Source organism: Candidatus Igneacidithiobacillus taiwanensis (assembly GCF_031962545.1).
Lineage (GTDB): Bacteria > Pseudomonadota > Gammaproteobacteria > Acidithiobacillales > Acidithiobacillaceae > Igneacidithiobacillus > Igneacidithiobacillus taiwanensis.
On record NZ_JAVRKK010000011.1, the window covers coordinates 24,404 to 46,462 of the forward strand.

Sequence of the window (22,059 nt, forward strand, 5' to 3'; positions counted from 1 at the left end):
GCTAATGCGAGGGAGGCAGCGGAAACTGCCGCAGTAAGCGCTCGCGGCTTTCGGCATCCAGTTCGAGAAGCACGGCGTCGAGGCCTGCGCGCGCGCGCGCGTCGCCTTGCAGGGCGGCAAGACGAAAGAGCTCGTAGGCGTAGTCGAGATTCCGCTCCACCCCCTGCCCTTGGTAGAAAAGCAGTCCGAGATTGAATTGTGCCGGTGCATCACCCTGATCGGCGGCGGCACTGTACCACCGCGCTGCCTCGATCAGATCTCTTGGCACCCCCTGCCCCTCTGCGTAGCGCACGCCCATATTGAACTGCGCTACCGGATCACCCTCCTGCGCCAAGCGACGCAAAGTCTCCAGCTCGTCGCGCAGACCAGCCATCGCCATCAGGTCTATGTATTTTTCTGCCATGGCAGTAGGGTACTAGAGCAAACCCCAGGCCGCCAGTTTTTCTGGCTCATGTTGTGACCAGACGGCGCGGTGCAGGGTAAGCATGGCTTGGCGATCGCTAAGCAAAATGTTGCGCTCGCGTTGGCTCAAGCTCTGTGGCCCCATGGTCAGCGCCTTGTTGCAGAGGGCGGCAGTCACCCCCCAGAGCTTGGCACGGTCACGCTGCAAGGCAGCATGCACGGCGTTGAACTGCGGGTTGACCACCGTCGCAACAAAGGCATCGCCGGCCATCTTGGGGAGAAAATCGACGTACTCCGGGGCCAACTCGCGCAGCTCCCGCGGCACCTGGATTTCTTCCGGGATCAAAAACAAGCGGTGACGACGCGCCCACAAGCCCCAGGAACTACGACTGCTGAATACGGCAATCGGTACCGATAGCGCCAAACCGAGAAAAATGGGTAGCAGCCAGGCAAAATGCCAAAAGCCGAGAAAGGGCTGTGCGGCAAAAAGAAAAAGGCAACCAACCAAGCTCAAGGGGCCGAAGTTGCGTAGCGCTACTGGCCAGGGGGTCTCCTGATCGGCACGCACCTGGGCACCCCACTTCACCCCTCGTCCAGCCAAGGTCTGCAGGACGAAGAGGCTATGGAAAACCATCCGGACGGGCGCGAGCAGGATAGCAAAGAGGCTTTCCAGCAATACACCGGCGAGCAGAGCAAGCGTGCCACCGAAATAGCGCGCCTGACCCGACCAGTGCACCCAAAACATCGCCAGAAACTTGGGACCGAGGAGAAAGGTCAGAGTGACGGCGAAGAGCCAGATCGGCAGCGGATTATCCAAGCCATAGTGAAACATGCTCATGTCATTGCTGGCACCGTCAGGATTCCAGAACAGGAAGCCAGAAATTGCTCCCAAGATCAGGAATAAGCCCCAAAGGGGCGCCGCCAAAAAAGACATGGCGCCATTGATGAAGAGAAAGCGATGGGCAGATCGCAAGCCATCTGCCGCCAGGAGCCGCAGGTGCTGCAGATTGCCCTGAGCCCAGCGGCGATCGCGCTTGAGATCATCGATGAGGGTGGGCGGCGACTCTTCCCAACTGCCGCCCAAGTCGGGCAGGAACCAGACCTCCCAGCCGGCCCGCGCCATCAGTGCCGCCTCGACGAAATCATGGCTGAGCAGCTGCCCCCCCAAGGGCGCTCGCCCGGGCAGGATCGGCAGGGCGCAATGCTCGGTAAAGGGCGCAACCCGCAGCATGGCGTTATGGCCGATGAAATGCCCATCCCCCAACTGCCAGAAACGCAGACCAGCGCTGAACAAGGGGCCATAGAGACGCTGGGAAAATTGCTGCACCCGCGCATAGAGGGTGGAACGGTTGACCGACACCGGCTGGGTTTGCAGAATCCCGACCTGGGGGTTGCCCTCCATGATCTGCAACAGGCGATAGAGGGTGTCGCCACTCATTACACTGTCGGCATCGAGCACCACCATATACTCGTAGTGATTACCCCAACGCCGACAAAAATCTGCCACATTTCCGCTCTTGGCATGGTTGTTGACAGGGCGACGGCGGTAGTGGATACGACCAAAGGCGTTGAGTTCCTCACAAAGGCTCGCCCAGGCCAGTTCTTCGGCGATCCAGGCTTGGGGGTCGCGACTGTCGCTGAGTAGAAAAAAATCGAAATACTCGAGTTTGCCGATGCGCTGCAGGGAACGGTAGCAGGCCTGCAGGCCAGCAATGGTACGCGTCGACTCCTCATTATAGATGGGCATGATGATGGCGACCCGCACGTCTTCTCGCGGATTGGTGCGAAAGCGCTCGGGATCGCTGTCACCCAACCGTGACGTTCCCCGCATCATCACCCAAAAACCGGCCAAAGCAGTCCAGAAACCGGCAGAAATCCAAGCAAAAAGGAGAACAAAGATGCCGAGGGTAAGGATCTCGAGCCACAGCGGTTGCGACAGGGCCAGCTCATGCTGCAGCAACACCCCCAAGCCCGCAGCAGGAACGATGATCTGCACCGTAAGCCAGCGCCGGCGCCCCTGACTCAGGGTCTCCCAGATCCGTGCGGACCGTTCTTTCATTGCGCACTACCCCAAAAGGGCACCAAGCGCCGGCGCTGATTCCAGAATTGGCGTAGGCTATGCGCCTGCCGTTGCAAAAAGGCCAAGAAAGAGCGCTGCATGGGTAAAGAGGCCATGGAACGGCGCTGCACCGCAAGCTGGTGACCGCGCAACCAGCGGCTCGGTTGATCGATCTCGACCGGCAACACCGAACGCAAGGTCAATGCGAGGCGCGCTTCCCACTCATCGCCGCGATGCAAGGTAGCAATACGATTCTGAAGGGTTGCAAAGAGACGAGCGCTACGCTGCGCCGGATCGATCCGATCGAGCTGCCGCAATTGTAAGGCGAGTTCGGCACGCAACCAGAGTCGCTGCGCGTCGTCAAAGGGCAAGCTCGCCAGATAGGCGTCCATACGGGCGAGGAGTGTGACGTCTTCCGCAGGCACGGACTCCAATTCCAAAACGGGAAAATTCTCCGTTACCGGACCCGATTGCCATTGATCAACAAACATCAGCGACCTCCTTTGGCAGGTTGCAAGAGGAAGGTCCAGGTATCGGTCATCACCTGGCCATCCAAAGTAAGATAAGCGCGCAAATTACTTGGCGTACTGGCGGCGGTTTGCACCTCAGCGCTGAGACGCCAAAAATGTCCGTCAGGAGAAAATTGCAATTTTTGGTCACGCACCTGCGCCCCGTCGGCGGCACTGAAATGCGCCTGCACCGCCATCGATCGCGGCAACTTGGCAAGGGCGCCATCGGCAAAGTCGATAACCACATGCTGCCATTTGGGGTCTTTGGTATCGTAGCCAAGGTAGGTAGCCGTCGGATGCGCCAGCGGAATCAGCCCGTGCTGGCTATTGAAGAAGCGCAGCTGATACGCGTAATGGTAGGGCTGCCCGGGCTGCGGCTGCGTCGCCGGAACCCAGAATACATCGATATTGTCCATGTCCGGGTTGTTGGTCGGCAACTCGACCAAACGTACCTCTCCTTTACCCCAATCGCCCACCGGGCTTACCCAAACACTAGGACGCCGCTGGTACTGGGTAGCGATGCCCTGATAGGCAGAAAAATCCCGAGGCTGCTGAATGAGACCAAAGCCCTGTGGCTGCTGCATGCTGTAGGTCGTGGTCTGGATCTGCAAGGGATTGTCGAGGGGACGACTGATCCATTCTCCATTGCCATTGGCAAGGACGAGCTCGCTCGAGTCGTGCTGGGCGGGATGCCAATCGCCCGCCCGCACTCCTCGCCCGTGACCATGCCAAAACATGCTGGTAAGGGGGGCAAGCTCCAGCACCTGCACCGGCTTGCGTAGGTAGATCGTCGATTCGACATCAACGACACAGTCGGTGCCCGGATGGATCACAAAACGGTAGGCCCCCGTCACCACCGAACTGTCCATCAGGGCGTAGACCGTCATCTCACTGCTACCGGGCGCCGGCTTCACCAACCAGATATGACTGTAATATGGGAAGATTTCGCCGGAGGGCTGAGCGGTATCGATGCCAATGCCGCGCGCCGAGGTGCCATAAACCGCATCCTTGCCGACGGCGCGGAAATACGTGGCGCCGAGAAAAGAGATGAATTCGTTATAGTTCGGCGGGGTATTTAGAGGATAGAGCAGGCGAAAACCGGCATAGCCGAGATCCTGCGGCAAGGAATCGGGATGGAGATCCCCAAAGCTGAAATCTGCCAGACGAAAAGGAACGGGCTTGCTCTGCCCGTTTTCGACTACCGAAATTTTCTCTGGCCGCGGGAAATATGATCCAGGCAGGTAGAATTGGACCTGGAAAGGGCTATCGCTATCGGACCAGAGAGGATTCACATCCTGAATCTGGGCATATTGCTCCGGCGTAAGCTGGGTGAGGAAGGCAGGGACCGGGGCGGGAGCGCCGTCATACGGAGCGCGCGCCAGTTCCTGCGCTTTCTTTTCTACTTGCGCAAAATCGAAGTCGCCGGCCACCGCCGCGGCCGTGCCCAAAGCAAAAAGCGCCGCGCCCAACAGCAGCCTGCGCCAGGAAGGAAAAACGATGGTATCCATGCACTCCACAAAGCAATTGGCATGCCATAGCGCAACTCTTTGCTTTTATTGGATACGGTGCCGAATAGGGGAGGAAAGCGTCGCTCTTTCCCGACAAGCTGCCAACAAAACAGTGAAATCTGATGAATTTGGTCGCAGTCGAACTCGGAATTTTAGTACATTAGAAAAACACGTGATGATGAACTGCTAGATCAAGGACTTGGATTCCCGTGGAAAAGAAGAGACTGTCGCCGAATCGCGACAACCCCTCCTCGCCGGGCCGAGTTTCCGACTACCGTTGCTCCGCCGTGTAGCCCTCTTCGCGCAGCGCCGCCTGCAGGGCGCTAAGATCTGCACTGCCCTCGACGCGGGCAAAATCCGGCAAGCGGACTTCCACCTTCTCGACGCCGGGAACTGCCTGCAACGCCGCTGTCGCAGCACGCACGCAGTGCTCGCAAGTCATTCCCTCTACTTTCAACTCCATCGTTGCCATGCTGCACTCCTCAAGTTGCGGATATAGCGTACACCGTACAGTACCGGCAGAGGTCAAGCGCCCTCAGCTCTGTAGCATCGAGTAAATCTCTGCTGCCAGCACCCCCAGCAGGATCAGGATGCCCAGGGTCAGGCCACTGCGCAGGGGGAAAAACCAGCTCGGCCAAGGATAACCCTGCCGTTGCAAGCGCAAATCTGCCAACCATTGGGCGACGAAGCCGAGCATCAATAGGAGAGTGGCCAAGAGCGGCGACCACCAGAGGGCAAAGAAGCCCCAAAGGGCAGGAATCACGCTCCATAGCAAAAGCGGCCCGGTCTTGTCGGCACTTTGGCTACGGTCGAGGGCCAGACCCCAGTGGATTGCACCCAAGAAGCTCAGGATGATGGCGGCATAGATGTTACCCAAGCTGACCGCGACAAGACCATAACCTTTGACCGTGGCCACATCGGCAATGAGCAGGGGTAACAGGCCGGTGATGCCCAAAATCTGAGCTAGACGTTTGCTGCTGTTGTCATGCATGGGCTCTCTCCTGAGTGGGGTCGAAGATGCAGTGGTTGCGCGCCGACGAGTGCTCGATCATAGCACAGAGAAGCTCGGCGTCGCCGCCGAGGGCGAGACTGAAGCGCGAGCGGGCGCGAGTGAGTGCGGTGTAGAGGAGTTCGCGCTGCAAAAGCTCACGATCTTCTTCGCCGGCCAGAAAAGCGCAGTGCTGGTACTCGGAGCCCTGGGATTTATGCACGGTGAGGGCAAAGACCGTTTCCAGATCCTGTAAGCGCCAGGGCGAGAACCAGCGGATGCCGCCATCGCCGCTCCCAAAGGCGACCTGCAAGTGGCGCTGGCCATCGGCCAGGGTAACCGGGAGTGTCATCCCCACTTCCCCATTCATGAGGCCAAGGGAATAGCGATTGCGGGTAATCATCACCGGTCTACCAGCAAACCATTCGCGGCCCGCTGTGATCTGGCCGGCTGCTTGCAGCAATTGGGTGATGCGCAGATTGAGCGCTGTTACGCCCCAGGGGCCATCGCGACGGGCGCAGAGCAGTTGGAAGTTGGTATAGGCCTGGAGACAGCGTTGGGCCAGGGCGTCGGGATCGAGCCCGGCCTGCTGGCCAGCCCGCAGCTGAGCGAGATAGTACAGATAGCCGGGGGCGTCAGGGTCTCCTTCCCAGCCATGCAAGAGGAGTTGGTCGAGGGCGGGTGCGCCGATGCGGGTAAAGAGGCGCAAGTCGGCCGCCTCCCAGATCTCCGCCAAGCCTTGGCTCTGCCCTAGGCGTATCCGCTCCGCCAAGCGGCCGATACCGCTGCTCTGCGCAAAACGATAGCTGTGGCGTAGCAAGACCAAGGACTGCTCCCGCTCGCTTCCAGGTTGCTCTGGCGCCGGCAGGCTGCAGCCGCAGGTGGCGGCGATCCACTGACGTGTCGCTGTCGAATAGCGTGCTGCTTCGGCATGGGCGCAGAGTTGCGCCAGCACGGCGCCGGCCTCGACGGAGGCGAGCTGGTCTTTGTCGCCTAGCAAAATCAGACGAGCTGCGGGCGGCAAGGCGTCGAGAACCCGTGCCATCATCTCCTGGCTGAGCATGGAGGCTTCGTCAATGATCAACAGATCGAGGGCCAAGGGGCGATGACGGTGCTGGCGCGCGCTGCCGTCGCTGCGCAGGCCGAGGAGACGATGCACGGTCTCCACCTCTTGCGGCAAATAGGGCAGAAGCGCTTGATATTCGCGAAGGTCCGGCGCGGTCATGGCGGCCGTCAGGGTCTGACTGAGGCGTGCCGCCGCCTTGCCCGTGGGGGCGGCCAGTCGAATGCGCAACAGGCCCTGCTGGCCCGGCAGCAGCCCCGCCTGCGCTAAGGCCTGCAGCAAGAGCAAGAGCCGCAACACCGTGGTCGTTTTACCGGTGCCTGGACCGCCGCTGATCACGCCCAGGCGCCGCGGCAGCATCAGCGCACAGGCAATGCGCTGCCAGTCTGGCTGCAGCGTCGACTGCGCAAAGAGGCGATCCAAGTGGCGGGCGACCTCCCCCGCCGGCGGCTGGGGCAAGGCTTCCAGGCGTGCCAAGACTTCTGCTTCGATTTTGCGTTCGTCCATCCACAGGCGGCGCAGATAGAGGCGGCCAGGGCGTAAGACCAGCGGGGTGTTGCCTTCTCCCGCACTGCAGAGCTCCGGGGCCTTGGCGTACCAGTCTTGCCAGTCGTCAAAGCCCTGCCAGAGGCCCTTGCAGGGGGAGTCGCTGAATTCGGCGGTAAGATCGAGATAGACCTGCCCCCGCCCTGCCGCCCGGCTGCAGAGGGCTGCGGCAAAGAGGATCGCCCGCGGCGCTTGTGGCACCTGCTGGCGCAGAAAAAGGGCAAATTGCGCGTCCCAGAGCCGCAAACAGCCTGTCTCGACGGCAGCGCAGAGGGCGGCTCGCAAAGCATCCTTTGTTGCCCCACCGGCACAGGCAAGCGCCGGGATCATTGGCCAGCCTCGCCGGAGAAGTAGGGTTCGAGGGCGTCGAAGAAGGCTGCCGCTGGCGCGAGGGCAATGCTGGCAGCTGCGCCTGCGGTAATGCCGCGCAGAAAAAGGGCCAAAGCAGCGCCTACGGATGCCGTTGGTAGCCGCTTTTGCAGCAGACGCCGCAGGGCAAAAAGATAGAGAGCCAACTGCAAGTCGTAGCGCTGCGCCAAAGCCGCCGCTTGCAGCTGGCCCGGGGCATAGGCGCCGGCGTCGAGCCCCAGGAAATTGCTTTTATAATCGAGAAGATAATAAGTACCTTGCCAGTAAAAGGCGAGGTCGATGAAGCCCTTGAAGATACCCCCCAGACGACGATTGGCGAGGCTTGGCCGCGCCGCCTCGGGCCATAGATGGCGACGCACGATGGCATCGAGGTTGCGACTATCGATGCAGTCGAGGGGTAGCCAAAACTCCATTTCGGCGCTGTATTCTTGCAGATCCTGCAGTCGGCAGACATCGCCATTGGGAAGCGCCAAGGGATGGGCAAGAATCCGCAATAGCCAAGCGAACAGGAATTCTTCGCGCTGCTCGCCAACTTCGCGCCGACGGATCTCTTGGCGCAGGGGCGCGGCATCGGCAGCGAGTCGGGCAAAGCCATACTGGGCCATCCAACGCAAGCAGTCGTGGAGCAGGATGCCGGTCTGGGCGCCGGGGGCGAAGATGAGCTGCGCCGCGACTTCGGGCGCTGCCCAGGCATGCTCATCCTCCGCCAATCGCTCCCAGACCCCCCGATGGTGCAGGGCTGTGTAACTGGCAATCCACCAGTCTGCCTCTACCGCCCGCGCCTCGGGTAACTCCTGCGGCTGCCGAGCCGAAGACTCCGGCGGGAGTCTTGCCGGGGCATCTCCGAGGGCAACATCGTAGAGCTCGGTTTCCGGTAGATCAGCGACTAGGGCCGCGAGGCGCGAGCGCAATGCCAGCGGCTCGGCATCGGCAAGGACGAGCTGGCCAAAGACCGAGTTGGCTGCATCCTTCTGCGCCCCCATACCGAGCCAGAGATAAAACTCGGCGCGGGTGAGGGCGACGTACAGTTTACGCGCATCCTCCTGCCGGCGTTCGGCCTCCCGCTGGGCTTGCCCTTGGGCATCGAGGGGCAGCAAGGTCCCGTTGTCGATCTGGAACGCCGCCTTGGAGGCGCCGCGGGCATTGAGCAAAAACGGCACAAACACCAGGGGATACTGCAACCCCTTGGCGCCGTGGATAGTGACGACGCGGAGCAAATTCGCATCGCTCTCGAGGCGCAGCAAGGCCTCATCGCCGCCGGCGCCATCTTGGCGCTGCTCCGCAAGGAAGCGCAGCAGGGCATGTTCGCCAGCCAGTTGCCGACTCGCGGCTTGCAGCAATTCGGCAATCTGCAGCAGGTTGGTCAAGCGGCGTTCGCCCCCAGGGCTTTGCAGCAATTTGGCGGGCACGGAAAAATCCTGTAACAAGCGGAAAAGCATGGCCAGCACCCCACGCTCCTGCCAGAGTTTTCCGTAGCCATAAAACTGGGCGAGCAGCCGCTCTTGCAGTGCAGCATCCTGCCGCCACGCGGCCAACTCCGCGAAGGTGAGTTGCAGGAGCGGCGCCGCGAGGGCGGCCTGCAGGCGCGCCTCGTCGCTAGGCGCAAGACAGGCGGCAAGCAAGGCCTCGAGATCTTCCGCCTCGGCTGTGGCATACACCGATTCTCGCTCAGACAGGTAGACACTCGCCACCCCACGGCGACCCAGGGCAGCACGAATTGCTTCCGCCTCGCCAAAATCATTCACCAAAACGGCCATATCCGCGGCGCGCAAGGGGCGCAAATCGCCATCGCGATCAAAACCCGCCTTTTTACTGCGGGCCGCCAGCAGTAATTGCACGATCCGCTCGGCGCAGGCCTCGGCCACGGCGGCGGTAAAGTCGGTCTTGCTCCACGGTACATCGGCCGCTAGATAGGCAATCTCCACAGCCGGGAGCGCCGTGCCGGCAAGGGTTGGCCGCTCCTCGCGCCCGGCGGCGCCCACCGGCAAGTAGGGCATGGGATCGTCCTCGCCCCGCCGCAAGCCAAAGAGCCCATCCTTGGCCTCGCGGTCGAGGCGGGTGAACAGCGCATTGAGGGCATCGAGCAGCGCCGCGCTCGACCGGTAGTTGCAGGCAAGGCGATAGATATCATTGGCGCAGGCCTGGCGCGCCTGCAAATAGGTGGGCAAATCGGCGCCACGGAAGGCGTAGATGGCTTGCTTGGGATCGCCAATGAGAAGCAGGCCGGGGTCGTCGTTTTCGGGCCGATAGATGGTTTCGAGGATGGCGTACTGCTGGGGATCGGTATCTTGAAACTCATCGACCAAGGCCCAAGGGTAGCGGCGGGCCAACTGACGCGCCAATACCGCCCCGCCCTCCGCCGTCAAGGTGCTCTGCAGTCGTCGCAAAAGTCCCGAAAAATCGAACTCGCCACGCTCCTGCAACTGCCGTTTCCGCTCGGCAATCCATGCCAGGGCGTGACTGAGCAGCGCGCCATGGGCAAGGTGGCGGGCCTCGGCGAGCTTTTCCAGCCAATTCGACAGCTCCTCGAGCAAGCCAAGGAAGGGGTGTTCCAGGCGTAGATCATCTTGCTTTCGTGCCTCTAGCAAGCCCGCAACGCTGAGGCGCTTCCAAGCAGAATCCGTCCAGTCGGGACCGACAAGGCCATCATCGGCACACCAATTACGCAGAGCCTGCAGCCAGGGGCCGTAGTAGCGTTTATGCAACTTGCGGCCATCAACCAACTGCTGTGCACAGAGCTGATCCAGCCACTCGGCAAAGGTATCGATCTGGGGGGCAATTTTTGCCCGGAGTTGGCGGACTGCCGCCCGCTGCTCTGCCAGCAGGGCGTTGATGAGCTCCCCGGGCACGGGGCCGGCACGCAGTTCTTCGGCATGGTCGAGATACGCCTTTATCTCTTGGGCTATGCCATCCGGGGCGAGAAGCTCTGTATTCCAGCTTTGCAATTCGCGTAACTGCTCCGGCGCCAAGGGCTGTAAATAGAGCCGAAAATAGTCCTGAATCAACTCGGCGGTACGGCTGTGCGCATCCTGCACGAGCTCGAAGGTAAAATCGCTGTTGGCGGCAAAGGCATACTCCTGCAAAACCCGCTGCACCCAGGCATGGATGGTGTAGATGGCGGCTTGATCCATACCCTCCGCCGCCCATTCCAGACGCTGGGCGAGTTGCGGCCAGGCACTCTCTGCATACTCGCCGCGCAGGGCTTGCAAAAAGGCGTCGGTGCTCTCCACGCGCCCGGCAAAAAACTCTCCCGCCTCGTAGAGGCGCTGACGGATGCGGGCGCGCAACTCCATCGTTGCCGCATTGGTGAAGGTCATCACCAGCAATTCTTCGGGCAAATAGGGGCGCGCGCAGCCATGGCCGAGCACCAGACGGAGGTACAAGGCAGCGATGGTATAGGTTTTCCCCGTCCCGGCACTGGCCTCGATGAGGCGACGCCCGGCAGTGAGAGGAAAGTGCAAGGGATCGAGAATCGGCGGCTCGCGCATCAGCCCAAAGCCTCCTTCCCTTGGGTCAAGCACTCCACGAGAGGCATGGCGAGGGTCTGGTAGCACTCGTCTATGGCTTCGAGCCCCACGGCGAGCAAAGCGTCGGCATCCGGCCAAACGCGGCGCAAAAACCAGTCGTGCTGCGCCAATGCCGGGTAGGCTGCCCGCAGACGGTCCGCATCGACTCGGCCCCCCGTATCGAATACCTTGCCCGGTAGAGAAAGTAAAAAAGGCAGGGGCTGCAAACGCCCCCGCTCGGCCGCGCTGATGATCTGCTGCAATTGCCGCTCGGCCTGGTCCTGCGTCAGCGGCGCCAAGCAGAAGTGATTCGTTTGATCAAGCAGGTGGCTATGGAGGACAACACCGTCAGCATGCAGGGCAAGGTGCTCGATCCAGTAGGGCCAGATCTTGTCCAAGCGCTGGTTGCTGTCCTTTTTGAGATGGCTCGCGGACCAACGCGGGAGAATGAGGCTGCCCGAGGTATCCTGGCGCAGGCCGCTGATCTCGCCTTCCACTGTGCAACCGGCGATAGAGAGGCTCAGCCCATGGGATGGCAGCGCCTCGGTAAAACGACTACAGAGGGCAGCATAGCGTGCCAGGGGCGCCTGCAAATCCTGTTGCAGTTGCTCCGCCAACAGGTCGCCGAAGGCGGCGGCGGGTAAATCCCCGCGCCGTCGTTGCCGCCGGGTGTAGTCTTCGATTTGCTGGCGGGCTCGCTCGACGTCTTCCGGGCTGCGCTGGGCGGCCTCGATCAATTCCTGGCGAAGCTGCCATTGTTGCAAACCATCGAGAGCGAAGGGCTCGAGATCTTCCGCCAAGTCCTCCCCCGCCAACGCCGGATACAAGCCCAAACCCTGCTGCAAAAAATAGCGCGCGGGGTTTTTGCCCAAGGCCTGCAAGTCGCTGAGTCGCCAGCTGTGCAGCGGCTCGGCGGTGATGGCGCTTGCGGCAGGGAAAGGATTGCTGGGTTGCCACCACTCCCGCGCGTAGCTGCGCGCCTCGCCCGCTAGGTAACGGGCACTGAAGGGCTGCAGGGGATGCTGTTGGGTCAGGGCATGCAAAAACGCCGGCCCCCGCAGGATGCCCGCCGAGGATTCTGCGCACCAGACCCGCGCCAGATGATCGCGCAGCTGTGCAACCAAGACCGAAGGCGGCTCTTCGGCGTCCGTGCGCGGGTTGCGGCCACTCCAGTAGATGTGTAAACGCTCGCGCGCGGAGAGCAAGGCCTCGAGAAAAAGGTAGCGATCGTCCTCGCGCCGCGAGCGATCCCCCGGACGATAATCGCCGCGCAATAGATCGAATTCCGGCTGTAGCTGCCGGCGGGGATAGTCTTTCTCGTTCATCCCCAGCAGGTAGATGTGGCGAAAGGGAATGGCGCGCATGGGCATCAGGGTGGCAAAGGTAAGGCCGCCCGAAAAAAAACCTCCCGCCTGGGCCAGCGCTCCTTGCATCTTATCTTGCCAGGCCGGCGCTACGATCTCGATGGAAAGCGGGGTCGTGAGCTGCGCCGCTTCGCATTCCTCCATCCACTCCTGTAGCGCCTCGCGCGCCGCAACCAAGGCCGCCTCGTCGCTCGCATCAACCGGCAAAAAGAAGGAGTTGAGAAGATTCTCGAGTTGATGCCGCCACTGCGCCGGAGGCAGCGGGCGCTGCAAACGCTGCTGCCAGGTCGCCAAGGACTGCAGCAATTCGAGGAAGGGCGCCAGGCGTTCGCCCTCCTCCAAGGGTAGATAGGCGGCCTCGATACCCCAGCAGTCTGCCTCGCCGCCCAGGGCATAGCCAAGAAAGAGGCGCTGCAAGGCAAAGAGCCACGTGTGCGCAGTCTCCTCCCCAACACCGAGGTCCCGCCGCTGATCGGCATCCAGCCCCCAGCGCGCGCCAGCGGACTGTAAGGTGCTGCGCAACAAGGGGAGGTCTTCTTCGGCGATGCGGAAGCGACGCCGCAGGGCCGGCAAGTCGAGCAAATCCCAAAGCATACTGGCGGGAAGCCGCGACTGCGGCAGCGCCAGCAACTGCGCCAAGATGCGAAGAAAGGCGGTTTCCGACTGCCCGGCCGTATCGACGATGCGGTAAGGGAGAGCGCGCGGATCGGGGGCAGAATAGCGGCCAAAAATGGCGGCGATGCGCGGCGCGAAGGTCTCCATTTCCGGGACCATGATGAGGATGTCGCGCGGGTGCAGGCTAGCATCGCGGCGCAGCGCCTCGAGGATTTGGTCTTGCAAGACCTCGAGCTCGCGCAGCGGACCATGGGCGACATGAAAGCGCAGGGAGTCATCGCCATCGACCCGCACCGGTGGCCACAAGGCCCGGCTCTCGCTGGCCGGGCGCAGTTGCAGAATATCGTCTTGTAACTGCTGCAACAGGGTTTGCTGCGGCCCGGGGCTAAAGAGCTCGACGCGCTCCTCGCCGCCCAACTCGCTGGCACTGATCTCCAGGGCGGCGAGATAATCGCGACCGGTCTTGCCCCAGGCAGCCAAGAGCGGGTGGCCGTATTCTGCCACGCTCGGCGCCTCGCTCGCGCTGTGCCGCCCCGGTTTGCGTCCGCGCGCCGCACGGCGCAGCAAATCGTACCCGCTGACGATATCCCCCCAATAGTAGAGGCTGGGGTCGAGGACCAGAATCAATACCGGCATCCGCCGCGCCAGGGCGGCAAGGGCCTGCAGGGTCTGCTGCGGCAGGGAAGAAATCCCGAAGACCAAGAGGCGCTGCGGCAAGCCACCGAGTTCGGCGCTGGGCAGGCGAGCCAAAAACTGCTGATGGATTTCGCCGCGGGAGACCCCGGGTGTGGCGGTTTTTTCGAGATCCGCACGCAAGGCACGCCAGAGCCTGGGCTGCCAGAGCTGCTCTACCGGCACGGGCTGGGCTTGCCCGTCGAGGCCGGGGAGGAGATTGCGCCCAGCCTCCCAGGCGCTCAGCCAGTCGGCGCGGTAGACCTGATACTGATCGAAGAGATCGGCAATACGCTGGGCGAGCTGAAAGCGCCGGCGACCATCGGCATCGCGCGCCAGATAGCGCTGCAAAGGCGCGTACTCGGGCGCCGAGAGCTCGTCGAGCAGACGAAAGATCCGCCAGCGTAAGCGCTCCTTGTCGAAAGGCGAAGTCTCCGGCACGGCGTCGATGCCCAAGACTGCTCGATAGGCACGCCAGAGAAACTGCGCTGGTAACAAAAATTCCAGTCCAGCGGCAATGCCCTGTTCGGCAAAGCCCAACTTCAACCACTCGGCAATGCCGTTGCTCTGCACCAGAATGGTCTCCGTCGCCAAGGGCGGCAGGGGCCGCCGCTCGCACCAGGCGCAGAGCAGCTGCCGCAAATCCTCGGCCCGCTGACTGTGCACCAGGGAGAGTCCGGGCGCCAGCATCTCAGCGGCCGGCAGCCTGCTTACCGGTGAGGCTCGGCCAGGCGGCACGTAGGTAATCGACCATGCTCCACAAGGTCATCCCCGCCGCCAAAACGAGCAGAATGATACCGACCTCCCGCGCCGCGATACCCCCCGCCAAAGGGCCGGCATACACCAGAAAGAGGATGGCAAGCATCTGCAGGGTGGCTTTGATTTTTCCCAGCCAAGACACCGAGACCTTCTTGCGCTCACCAATTTCTGCCATCCACTCGCGCAGGGCCGAAACGGTAATTTCCCGACCGACGATGATGCTGGTGAGGATGCCGGCGAGGGCAACGGGCATTTCGCCACTGGTGGAGATGAGGATCAAGGCTGTGGCCACCATGAGCTTGTCTGCCACGGGATCGAGAAAGGTGCCAAAGGGCGAGACGCCGTGATAGCGGCGGGCGAGATAGCCATCGGCCCAGTCGGTGAGGGCGGCAAGGGCAAAAACCGCCGTCGCCCCATAGCTACGCTCGGCGCCGCCGAGAAAAAAGAGCAGGACAAAAACCGGGATGAGCAGGATCCGCAACATGGTCAAGAAATTGGGCAGGCGCGTCATCACGTCCGTGCTCCGGTATGGAAATGATCGTAGATGCGCTGGGCGAGCTCGCGGCGAATGCCCTCCACCCGCTGCAGATCCTCGACGCCGGCATCGCGAATACCGCGCAAACCGCCAAAGTGCCGCAGCAAGGCGCCGCGGCGCTTGGGGCCAATACCGCCAATGGTATCCAACTCCGATTCCTGTCGCGCCTTTTGCCGTCGTGCCCGATGACCGCCAATGGCAAAGCGATGCGCCTCGTCGCGGATCTCCTGAATCAAGAGCAGGGTTGGGTCATCGGCAGCGAGTTGGCGCGGCGCCGGCCATTGCGGGGCATGTAAGGATTCCAGGCCAGGACGGCGACTGCTGCCCTTGGATACCCCGCAGAGCTGGATGGTGTCGATACCCAAGTCCCGCAGCGCGGCGGCGGCGCGTGCCAGCTGTGCCGGCCCACCATCGATGAAAACGATGTCGGGTAGGGTTTGCCCCTCCTCCAGCAGGCGCCCGTAGCGCCGCGCCACCGCCTGCTCCATGGCAGCGTAGTCGTCGCCTGGGGTAATGTCGCGGATGTTGAAACGCCGGTAGGCATCTTTGCGCGCACCATCGCCGTCAAAGACCACACAAGAAGCCGTTGCCGCCTCGCCGCGGGTATGGCTGATGTCGAAGCATTCCATGCGCTGCGGCGTCTCCTCGAGGCCAAAGAGTTCCTGAAGCAGCCGCATCCGTCGCCGTCCCTGTTCGCTGCTTTGCTGGCGCGACCGCAGGGCGAGGCGGGCATTGGTTTCAGCAAGCTGCATCCAGCGCTTGCGCGGCCCGCGCTGGGGCTGGTCGATGAGCACCCGGCGCCCGGCCAACTGGGCGAGCGCATCCTGCAGGGCCTGCCGATGGCGTGGCAATACATTGAGCAGCAGGTTGCCCGGGATTTCGCGATCGGCATAGTACTGCCCGAGAAAGGCTGCCATCATCTCGGCGGCACGCACCCCCTCGGCATGGCGGGGAAAGAGGGCGCGTCCACCGAGTTGGCGCCCGTGGCGCAGAAAACTCAGGTAGACGCACCACTGGCCACCCTCCTCCACCGCCGCCAGCACATCGAAGTCGCCACCGCCAGACTGGGCGACATATTGCCGCTCCTGCATCTTTGCCAGAGCAGCAATCTGGTCTCGCAGCCGCGCCGCCTCCTCGAAGGCAAGTGCCTCGGCGGCCGCCTGCATGCGCTGCTGCAAGGCCTGCAAGACCTCGTCGCTACGCCCCTGCAGAAATTGCAGCGTCGCCTGGACATCGGCGGCATAGTCGGCAGCACTGATATGCCCCACACAGGGACCGCTACAACGACGAATTTGATAATGCAGACAAGCGCGACTGCGGTTTTTGAAGACACTGTCTTCGCAGGTACGCAAGCGAAAGGCCTTTTGCAGCAGGACCATGCTCTCGCGCAATGCAGTCACCGCCGGGTAGGGCCCAAAGTACTGGCCCTTGGCCCGCTGCGCCCCGCGATGAAAGGCCATACGCGGAAATTCGCTGCCGGTTTCGATGAGCAGGTAGGGGTAACTCTTGTCGTCGCGCAACAGGATGTTGTAGGGCGGATGATGGCGCTTGATGAGCTGCGCCTCGAGCACCAAGGCCTCGGTCTCGGTGTGGGTGTGGATGACCTCGACCCGCACTACCTGCTGCAGCATGGCAACGGTCTTGGGGCTATGACGATTTTTGTGGAAGTAGGAGCCGACCCGACGCTTGAGATTACGCGCCTTGCCGACATACAAGATCTTCCCCGCCGCGCCGAGCATCTGGTACACGCCGGGGCCAGTGCTGAGTTGGCGTAAAAAATCCGGCAGAACGAAGGGCGAGTCTGCCTGCGGCAGCAGTTCTAGCGCTGCGGCTTCGTCATTCTGCGCTGGCAGCATCGAGGCGACGCAGGTATTCCCAAGTATAGATGCCGGTTCCATGTCCATCGCTGAAGTGTAACTGTACGGCGTAATTGCCAACAGGCTGGATATCCACCAGATCGATGTCTTCCTTGCCGGTAATCTCCTGGGCCTGGTCTGGGGTATGCCCCTTGCACTCGGCACAGGGGCATTCTACCCGCAGCAGCTCGAAAGAAAGACGACTGGTATGACCGTCGCTCCAGGCAATCTCCATCACCTTGCTGCGCATCAGCGGATGTATTTCGAGGGGCTGGCTTACCATCGTGGCCTCACTGGTCAGGATAAGGGCTCTAGGGTACAATCCGCGCCCAGCAAAGGGAATGCTTTACAGGACCGACCATGAAAATCTCCGCCTTCGATATCCGCCCCGGCAACATCCTGGAATACGACAAGGGCCTCTGGCGCGTGCTCAAGACCGATTTTGTCAAACCCGGCAAAGGCGGCGCCTTCATGCAGGTGGAAATGAAAAATATCGAAACCGGCACCAAAACCAACCAGCGCTTCCGCTCCGAAGAAAAGATGGAAAAGGCGGTGGTGGAACCGCGTAAAATGCAGTACCTCTATAATGACGGCAGCGGCTATATTTTCATGGATAACGAAAGCTTCGAGCAGATGACCCTGAGCGAGGACCTCTTGGAGGGCCAGATTGGTTATCTGCTACCCAATACCGAAATTCAAGTCAACATGCATAACGACCGCCCCATTGGCGTCGAATTGCCGCCGGTGGTCATTCTGGAAGTGGTCGAGGCCGAGCCCTCCATCAAGGGCCAGACGGCGACGGGCTCCTACAAGCCGGCGCGCATGGAAACCGGCATTACCGTACAGGTGCCACAATTCGTCAATAACGGCGAAAAAATCCGTGTCAACACCGTCGACGGCAGCTACATCGACCGCGCCTGATCGCGCCACGCTAGCCAAGAAAAAAGCCCGCGAAATGCGGGCTTTTTTGTAGGTAGACGAAGTGGTTTCAGGAGTTGCTGGGTGCCGAGCGGGGAATCACCCAAACAAAAATCTCGTTTTTGCCCACCAAGCCCAAGTTACGCCGCGCCAAACCCGATACCGCACCAGCATCATTCTGCAGGCTCAATACCTCGGCAGCAAGTTTGTCGTTGCGCTCTTGTAGTTTTTGCACAGCACTCTGCCGCTGTTCCAATTGCGTGTGCAACTGCGCGACAGTCCACCAGCTTCCCGTACCAAACCACAAGAAATACTGCAGCAAGAAAAGCAGCGCGAGAAGCGCGAGATCGACACGGCAAAGACCGCCTATGCAAGAGGCCACCGCACGCGCCGAACCCAAAGAACCCTCCCACACGACAGCCATAAAGCCCCTTGCTACAAAACGTTACTCAATGATCTGGACTTTTAGTCCAAATTGTAAAAAGCTGCAAGTCCCGGGAAGCGCGCGGCATCGGCAAGCTCCTCTTCAATACGCAGCAAGCGGTTATATTTGGATACCCGGTCGGTACGCGACAGCGAACCGGTTTTGATTTGTCCACAGCCGGTAGCGACCGCCAAATCAGCCAAGGTAGTATCTTCGGTTTCGCCGGAACGGTGCGAAACGATAGCCGTATACGCATGGGTCTTGGCCATTTCGATCGCCGCCAGGGTCTCGGTCAACGTGCCAATCTGATTCAATTTGATCAGAATACTGTTGCCCACCCCGCGATCAATTCCTTCGCGCAGGATGCTGGTATTGGTAACGAAAATATCATCGCCAACCAGCTGCAGACGATCACCAAGACGGTCGGTAAGTTGTACCCAGCCTTCCCAGTCATTTTGGTCCATACCGTCTTCAATACTGAGAATGGGATAACGATCGACGAGGTCGTTGAGATAATCCACAAACTGGCCACTATCGAGGGTTCGTCCTTCGCTGTGCAACTGGTACTTGCCGTCTTTGTAGAATTCGCTCGACGCCGCATCGATGCCCAGCCAGATGTCTTCGCCTGGGGTATAGCCTGCCTGGGAAATGGCCTCGACCAAAAGCTCGAGGGCAGCCTCGTTGGAAGACAGATTGGGAGCAAAGCCACCCTCGTCGCCAACGGTAGTGGCCAAACCACGGCCATGCAGTACCGCCTTGAGGCGGTGGAAGACCTCGACCCCCATCTGCAGGGCCTCGGAGAAGCTCTCTGCCCCCGCAGGAATGATCATGAACTCCTGCATATCGATGGCATTGTCGGCATGGGCGCCGCCGTTGATGACGTTCATCATCGGCACCGGCAACTGGATGGGACCCAAGCCTCCGATGTAGCGGTAGAGGGGCTGGCCGAAGGACCGCGCTGCCGCATGCGCACAAGCCAAAGAGACGCTGAGGATGGCATTGGCGCCCAGGCGGGATTTGTTGGCGGTGCCGTCGAGGGCGCAGAGCTCGGCGTCGATTTCTTGCTGGTTTTCGACTTCCATGCCCAGGAGGGCGTCCTGGATTTCTCCGTTGACGTTCTCTACTGCCTTGCGCACCCCCTTGCCGGCATAACGCTCGCCGCCATCCCGTAACTCGACGGCCTCCCGCTCACCGGTGGAGGCGCCGCTCGGCACGATGGCTCGACCCATGGCACCATTTTCGAGGGTTACCTCGGCTTCGACAGTGGGATTGCCCCGGGAATCGAGCACTTCCCGGGCATGGATCTGAACGATGGCGGTCATGGTAACAACTCCTCTGGATGGTTTTCGGGAAAATCTTGTGCTTTTACGGCCGTATCGATGCGCTGCAACACCCGCAACAGGGACTCCATTTGCCCCAGGGGCCAAGCGTTGGGACCGTCGGAGAGGGCACAGCGCGGGTCGGGGTGGGTTTCCATGAACAAGCCCGCCACCCCCGCGGCCACCGCCGCCCGCGCGAGCACGGGCACGAACTCGCGCTGGCCGCCGGAGCGATCCCCCTGTCCTCCCGGCAACTGCACCGAATGGGTCGCGTCGAAAACGACCGGGCAGCCGGTCTTGCGCATTACCGCCAGGGAGCGCATGTCGGAAACCAGATTGTTGTAGCCAAAGCTCACGCCTCGCTCGCAAACGAGGATCTGCTCGTTGCCGGTGGCCTTGGCCTTGGCAACCACGTTGACCATGTCCCAGGGGGCGAGAAACTGCCCTTTTTTGATGTTGACCGGCTTGCCCGCCGCTGCCACCGCCTGGATGAAATCCGTCTGCCGACACAGAAAAGCCGGGGTCTGCAGGATATCTACCGCCTCTGCGACTGCCGCTACGTCTTCTTTTTCGTGCACGTCGGTAAGCACCGGTACGCCGATCTCCGCACGCACCTTTTGCAAAATCCGCAGCCCCTCCTCCATCCCCGGCCCGCGAAAACTACTTCCAGAGGAGCGATTGGCCTTGTCGTACGAGCTTTTATAAATCAGCGGGATGTGCAGTCGGTCGCAGATTTCGCGCAGGGTGGCGGCGCTACGTAAGGCGAGCTCTTCACTCTCGATGGCACAGGGGCCGGCAATGAGGAAAAAGGGCTGCTGCAGGCCAACCGAAAAACCAAGAAGTTCCATCAGCGTCCCTCCCGGAGGCGATACTCTAGCGCGGCAGCAACAAAGGCGTCGAAGAGGGGATGCCCCTGGCGCGGATTACTGGTGAACTCCGGGTGAAACTGACAACCCAGAAACCACGGATGGTCCGGCAACTCTACCACTTCGACCAGGGCACCATCGGCAGAACGCCCCGAGAAGCGCAAACCCGCTGCTGCCAAGGGCTGCAGGTAGCGGTTGTTGAATTCGAAGCGATGACGATGGCGCTCCTCGATTTCCCGCCGCCCATAGGCGCGCTCGGCGAGGCTGCCGGGTTCGAGCACGCAGGTTTGCGCTCCCAGACGCATGGTGCCGCCCAGATTTCCCCCCTCCTCGCGGTAGGTAATCTGGCCGCCGGGATCGGTCCAGCGCTGCATCAGGGTAATGACCGGTTCGGGAGTGGCGGGATCGAGCTCGGTGCTGTTGGCAGCCGGCAAGTGCGCACAATGGCGGGCAAATTCCACCACCGCCAATTGCATGCCGAGGCAGATGCCGAGATAGGGGATTTTCTGCTCGCGAGCATGGCGGATTGCGCGAATCTTGCCTTCGGTCCCGCGCCCGCCAAAACCGCCGGGTACGAGGATGGCATCTGCTGCCGCCAAGCACTCCGGCCCCTTCTCCTCGATTTCTTCGGCATCCACATAGAGAAAACGAATCTTGCGCCGCGCCCGCAGCCCAGCGTGCAGCAGCGCCTCCGACAAGGACTTATAGGACTCCGTGAGGCCCACATATTTGCCGACCAAGGCGATGCACACCTCGCCCTCGGGGTGCTCCAGGGCATCGATGATCCCTAGCCAAACCGAGAGATCGGGCTGGTTGGCCTGCAGCTGCAGTTCCTCCACCACCAGGTCGTCGAGCCCTTGGGCATGAAAGAGCAGCGGGATGCGATAGATGCTATCGGTGTCGATGGCGGAAATCACCGCCCGATCGCGCAGATTGGAAAAGAGGGCGATCTTGGCACGGTGATCTTCCGGAATGGGACGATCGGCGCGGCAAAGCAAGACGTCGGGCTGAATACCAATGGCGCGCAGCTCGCGCACGGAATGCTGGGTCGGCTTGGTCTTCATCTCCCCCGCCGAGGGCAGGTACGGCACCAGGGTCAGATGCAAAAACAAGCTGTTACCCCGCGCCTCCTCTACCGCCATTTGGCGGATGGCCTCGAGGAAGGGCTGCGATTCGATGTCGCCCACCGTGCCGCCGATTTCGACAATGGCAACGTCTACTCCTGCCGCTCCCAGCCGAATTCGCCGCTTGATCTCATCGGTAATGTGCGGAATGACCTGCACCGTGCGCCCGAGGTAATCGCCGCGCCGCTCTTTCTCGATTACTGTCTGGTAGACGAGACCGGTGGTGAAATTGTTGCGCTTGCTCATGCGCGTGGAAAGGAAACGCTCGTAGTGGCCGAGATCGAGATCGGTTTCGGCGCCATCGGCGGTGACGAAGACTTCGCCATGCTGAAAGGGGCTCATGGTGCCCGGGTCGACATTGATGTACGGGTCGAGCTTTAGCATGGTCACCCGCAGCCCGCGCGCCTCGAGCAGCGCCCCCAGCGCTGCCCCGGCAGCCCCCTTGCCAAGCGAGGAGACGACTCCGCCGGTGACAAAAATATACTTGGTCATCGTGCCCCCCGGCTGCGCTGGAAAAACGCCTGCATGGTAGCCAATTCAGGCCGCACAGACAATGCGGTGTATGCGTCCACCACCTTTGGCACTGTGGTAGATGTTGGAGGAGGAAGGATAGCGGTGGTTTCTGTCCGAGTCGATGGTGTGGCCGTTCGGCGTTGT

Annotated in this window: 17 protein-coding genes; 1 reads left to right on the forward strand and 16 read right to left on the reverse strand. The window is 61.5% G+C overall.

The annotated features are described in order from the left end of the window. Position 1 precedes the first annotated feature (1 nt). From RTI30_RS03175 to RTI30_RS03230, 12 genes are all read right to left on the reverse strand, one after another. Entirely contained in the window at positions 2–403 is a 402-nt protein-coding gene (locus RTI30_RS03175) for a tetratricopeptide repeat protein (protein ID WP_312274629.1), read from the reverse strand. Between the two features lie 12 nt (positions 404–415). Continuing rightward, the gene (mdoH, locus tag RTI30_RS03180) at positions 416–2,461 is read right to left on the reverse strand and encodes a glucans biosynthesis glucosyltransferase MdoH (RefSeq protein WP_312262085.1); all 2,046 of its coding nucleotides are present in this window, start codon (positions 2,459–2,461) and stop codon (positions 416–418) included. Beyond that, entirely contained in the window at positions 2,458–2,952 is a 495-nt protein-coding gene (locus tag RTI30_RS03185) for a hypothetical protein (RefSeq protein ID WP_312262083.1), read from the reverse strand. Before RTI30_RS03185 ends, mdoH begins: the two co-directional genes overlap by 4 nt. Beyond that, entirely contained in the window at positions 2,952–4,478 is a 1,527-nt protein-coding gene (locus RTI30_RS03190; protein ID WP_312262081.1) for a glucan biosynthesis protein, read from the reverse strand. Before RTI30_RS03190 ends, RTI30_RS03185 begins: the two co-directional genes overlap by 1 nt. Before the next feature lie 271 nt (positions 4,479–4,749). Then, positions 4,750–4,950: a heavy-metal-associated domain-containing protein gene (locus RTI30_RS03195; protein ID WP_312262079.1), complete on the reverse strand. Its 201-nt coding sequence runs from the start codon at positions 4,948–4,950 to the stop codon at positions 4,750–4,752. Between the two features lie 63 nt (positions 4,951–5,013). Continuing rightward, on the reverse strand, positions 5,014–5,469 hold the full coding sequence (locus RTI30_RS03200) for a DUF3429 domain-containing protein (RefSeq protein WP_312262077.1): 456 nt from the start codon (positions 5,467–5,469) through the stop codon (positions 5,014–5,016). Beyond that, a complete protein-coding gene (recD, locus tag RTI30_RS03205) occupies positions 5,462–7,405 on the reverse strand; it encodes an exodeoxyribonuclease V subunit alpha (protein ID WP_312262075.1) in 1,944 nt (647 codons plus the stop codon). The genes RTI30_RS03200 and recD overlap by 8 nt, the downstream gene beginning before the upstream one ends. Beyond that, entirely contained in the window at positions 7,402–10,932 is a 3,531-nt protein-coding gene (gene recB, locus RTI30_RS03210) for an exodeoxyribonuclease V subunit beta (protein WP_312262073.1), read from the reverse strand. The genes recD and recB overlap by 4 nt, the downstream gene beginning before the upstream one ends. Next, positions 10,932–14,291, reverse strand: a complete 3,360-nt coding sequence (recC, locus tag RTI30_RS03215) for an exodeoxyribonuclease V subunit gamma (protein ID WP_312262071.1) — start codon at positions 14,289–14,291, stop codon at positions 10,932–10,934. Before recC ends, recB begins: the two co-directional genes overlap by 1 nt. 1 nt (position 14,292) lies before the next feature. Further along, positions 14,293–14,871 carry a CDP-diacylglycerol--glycerol-3-phosphate 3-phosphatidyltransferase gene (gene pgsA, locus RTI30_RS03220; protein ID WP_312262069.1) on the reverse strand — a complete coding sequence of 193 codons (579 nt, stop codon included), beginning with the start codon at positions 14,869–14,871 and terminating at the stop codon, positions 14,293–14,295. Continuing rightward, on the reverse strand, positions 14,871–16,751 hold the full coding sequence (gene uvrC / locus RTI30_RS03225) for an excinuclease ABC subunit UvrC (RefSeq protein WP_312262067.1): 1,881 nt from the start codon (positions 16,749–16,751) through the stop codon (positions 14,871–14,873). The genes pgsA and uvrC overlap by 1 nt, the downstream gene beginning before the upstream one ends. After that, positions 16,732–17,034: a DUF971 domain-containing protein gene (locus RTI30_RS03230; RefSeq protein WP_312262065.1), complete on the reverse strand. Its 303-nt coding sequence runs from the start codon at positions 17,032–17,034 to the stop codon at positions 16,732–16,734. The genes uvrC and RTI30_RS03230 overlap by 20 nt, the downstream gene beginning before the upstream one ends. 77 nt (positions 17,035–17,111) lie before the next feature. On the opposite strand from RTI30_RS03230, the gene efp reads away from it, so the two are divergent. Continuing rightward, positions 17,112–17,672, forward strand: a complete 561-nt coding sequence (gene efp, locus RTI30_RS03235) for an elongation factor P (protein ID WP_312262063.1) — start codon at positions 17,112–17,114, stop codon at positions 17,670–17,672. 67 nt (positions 17,673–17,739) lie between these two features. Here the strand turns inward: efp and RTI30_RS03240 are convergent, their stop codons facing one another. From RTI30_RS03240 to RTI30_RS03255, 4 genes are read right to left on the reverse strand one after another with little or no spacing between them, the layout of a single operon-like run. Then, on the reverse strand, positions 17,740–18,093 hold the full coding sequence (locus tag RTI30_RS03240; protein WP_312262061.1) for a septum formation initiator family protein: 354 nt from the start codon (positions 18,091–18,093) through the stop codon (positions 17,740–17,742). A gap of 41 nt (positions 18,094–18,134) precedes the next feature. After that, positions 18,135–19,415 carry a phosphopyruvate hydratase gene (gene eno / locus RTI30_RS03245; protein WP_312262059.1) on the reverse strand — a complete coding sequence of 427 codons (1,281 nt, stop codon included), beginning with the start codon at positions 19,413–19,415 and terminating at the stop codon, positions 18,135–18,137. Continuing rightward, positions 19,412–20,260 carry a 3-deoxy-8-phosphooctulonate synthase gene (gene kdsA, locus RTI30_RS03250; RefSeq protein ID WP_312262058.1) on the reverse strand — a complete coding sequence of 283 codons (849 nt, stop codon included), beginning with the start codon at positions 20,258–20,260 and terminating at the stop codon, positions 19,412–19,414. Before kdsA ends, eno begins: the two co-directional genes overlap by 4 nt. After that, on the reverse strand, positions 20,260–21,894 hold the full coding sequence (locus RTI30_RS03255) for a CTP synthase (RefSeq protein WP_312262057.1): 1,635 nt from the start codon (positions 21,892–21,894) through the stop codon (positions 20,260–20,262). The genes kdsA and RTI30_RS03255 overlap by 1 nt, the downstream gene beginning before the upstream one ends. Positions 21,895–22,059 lie beyond the last annotated feature (165 nt).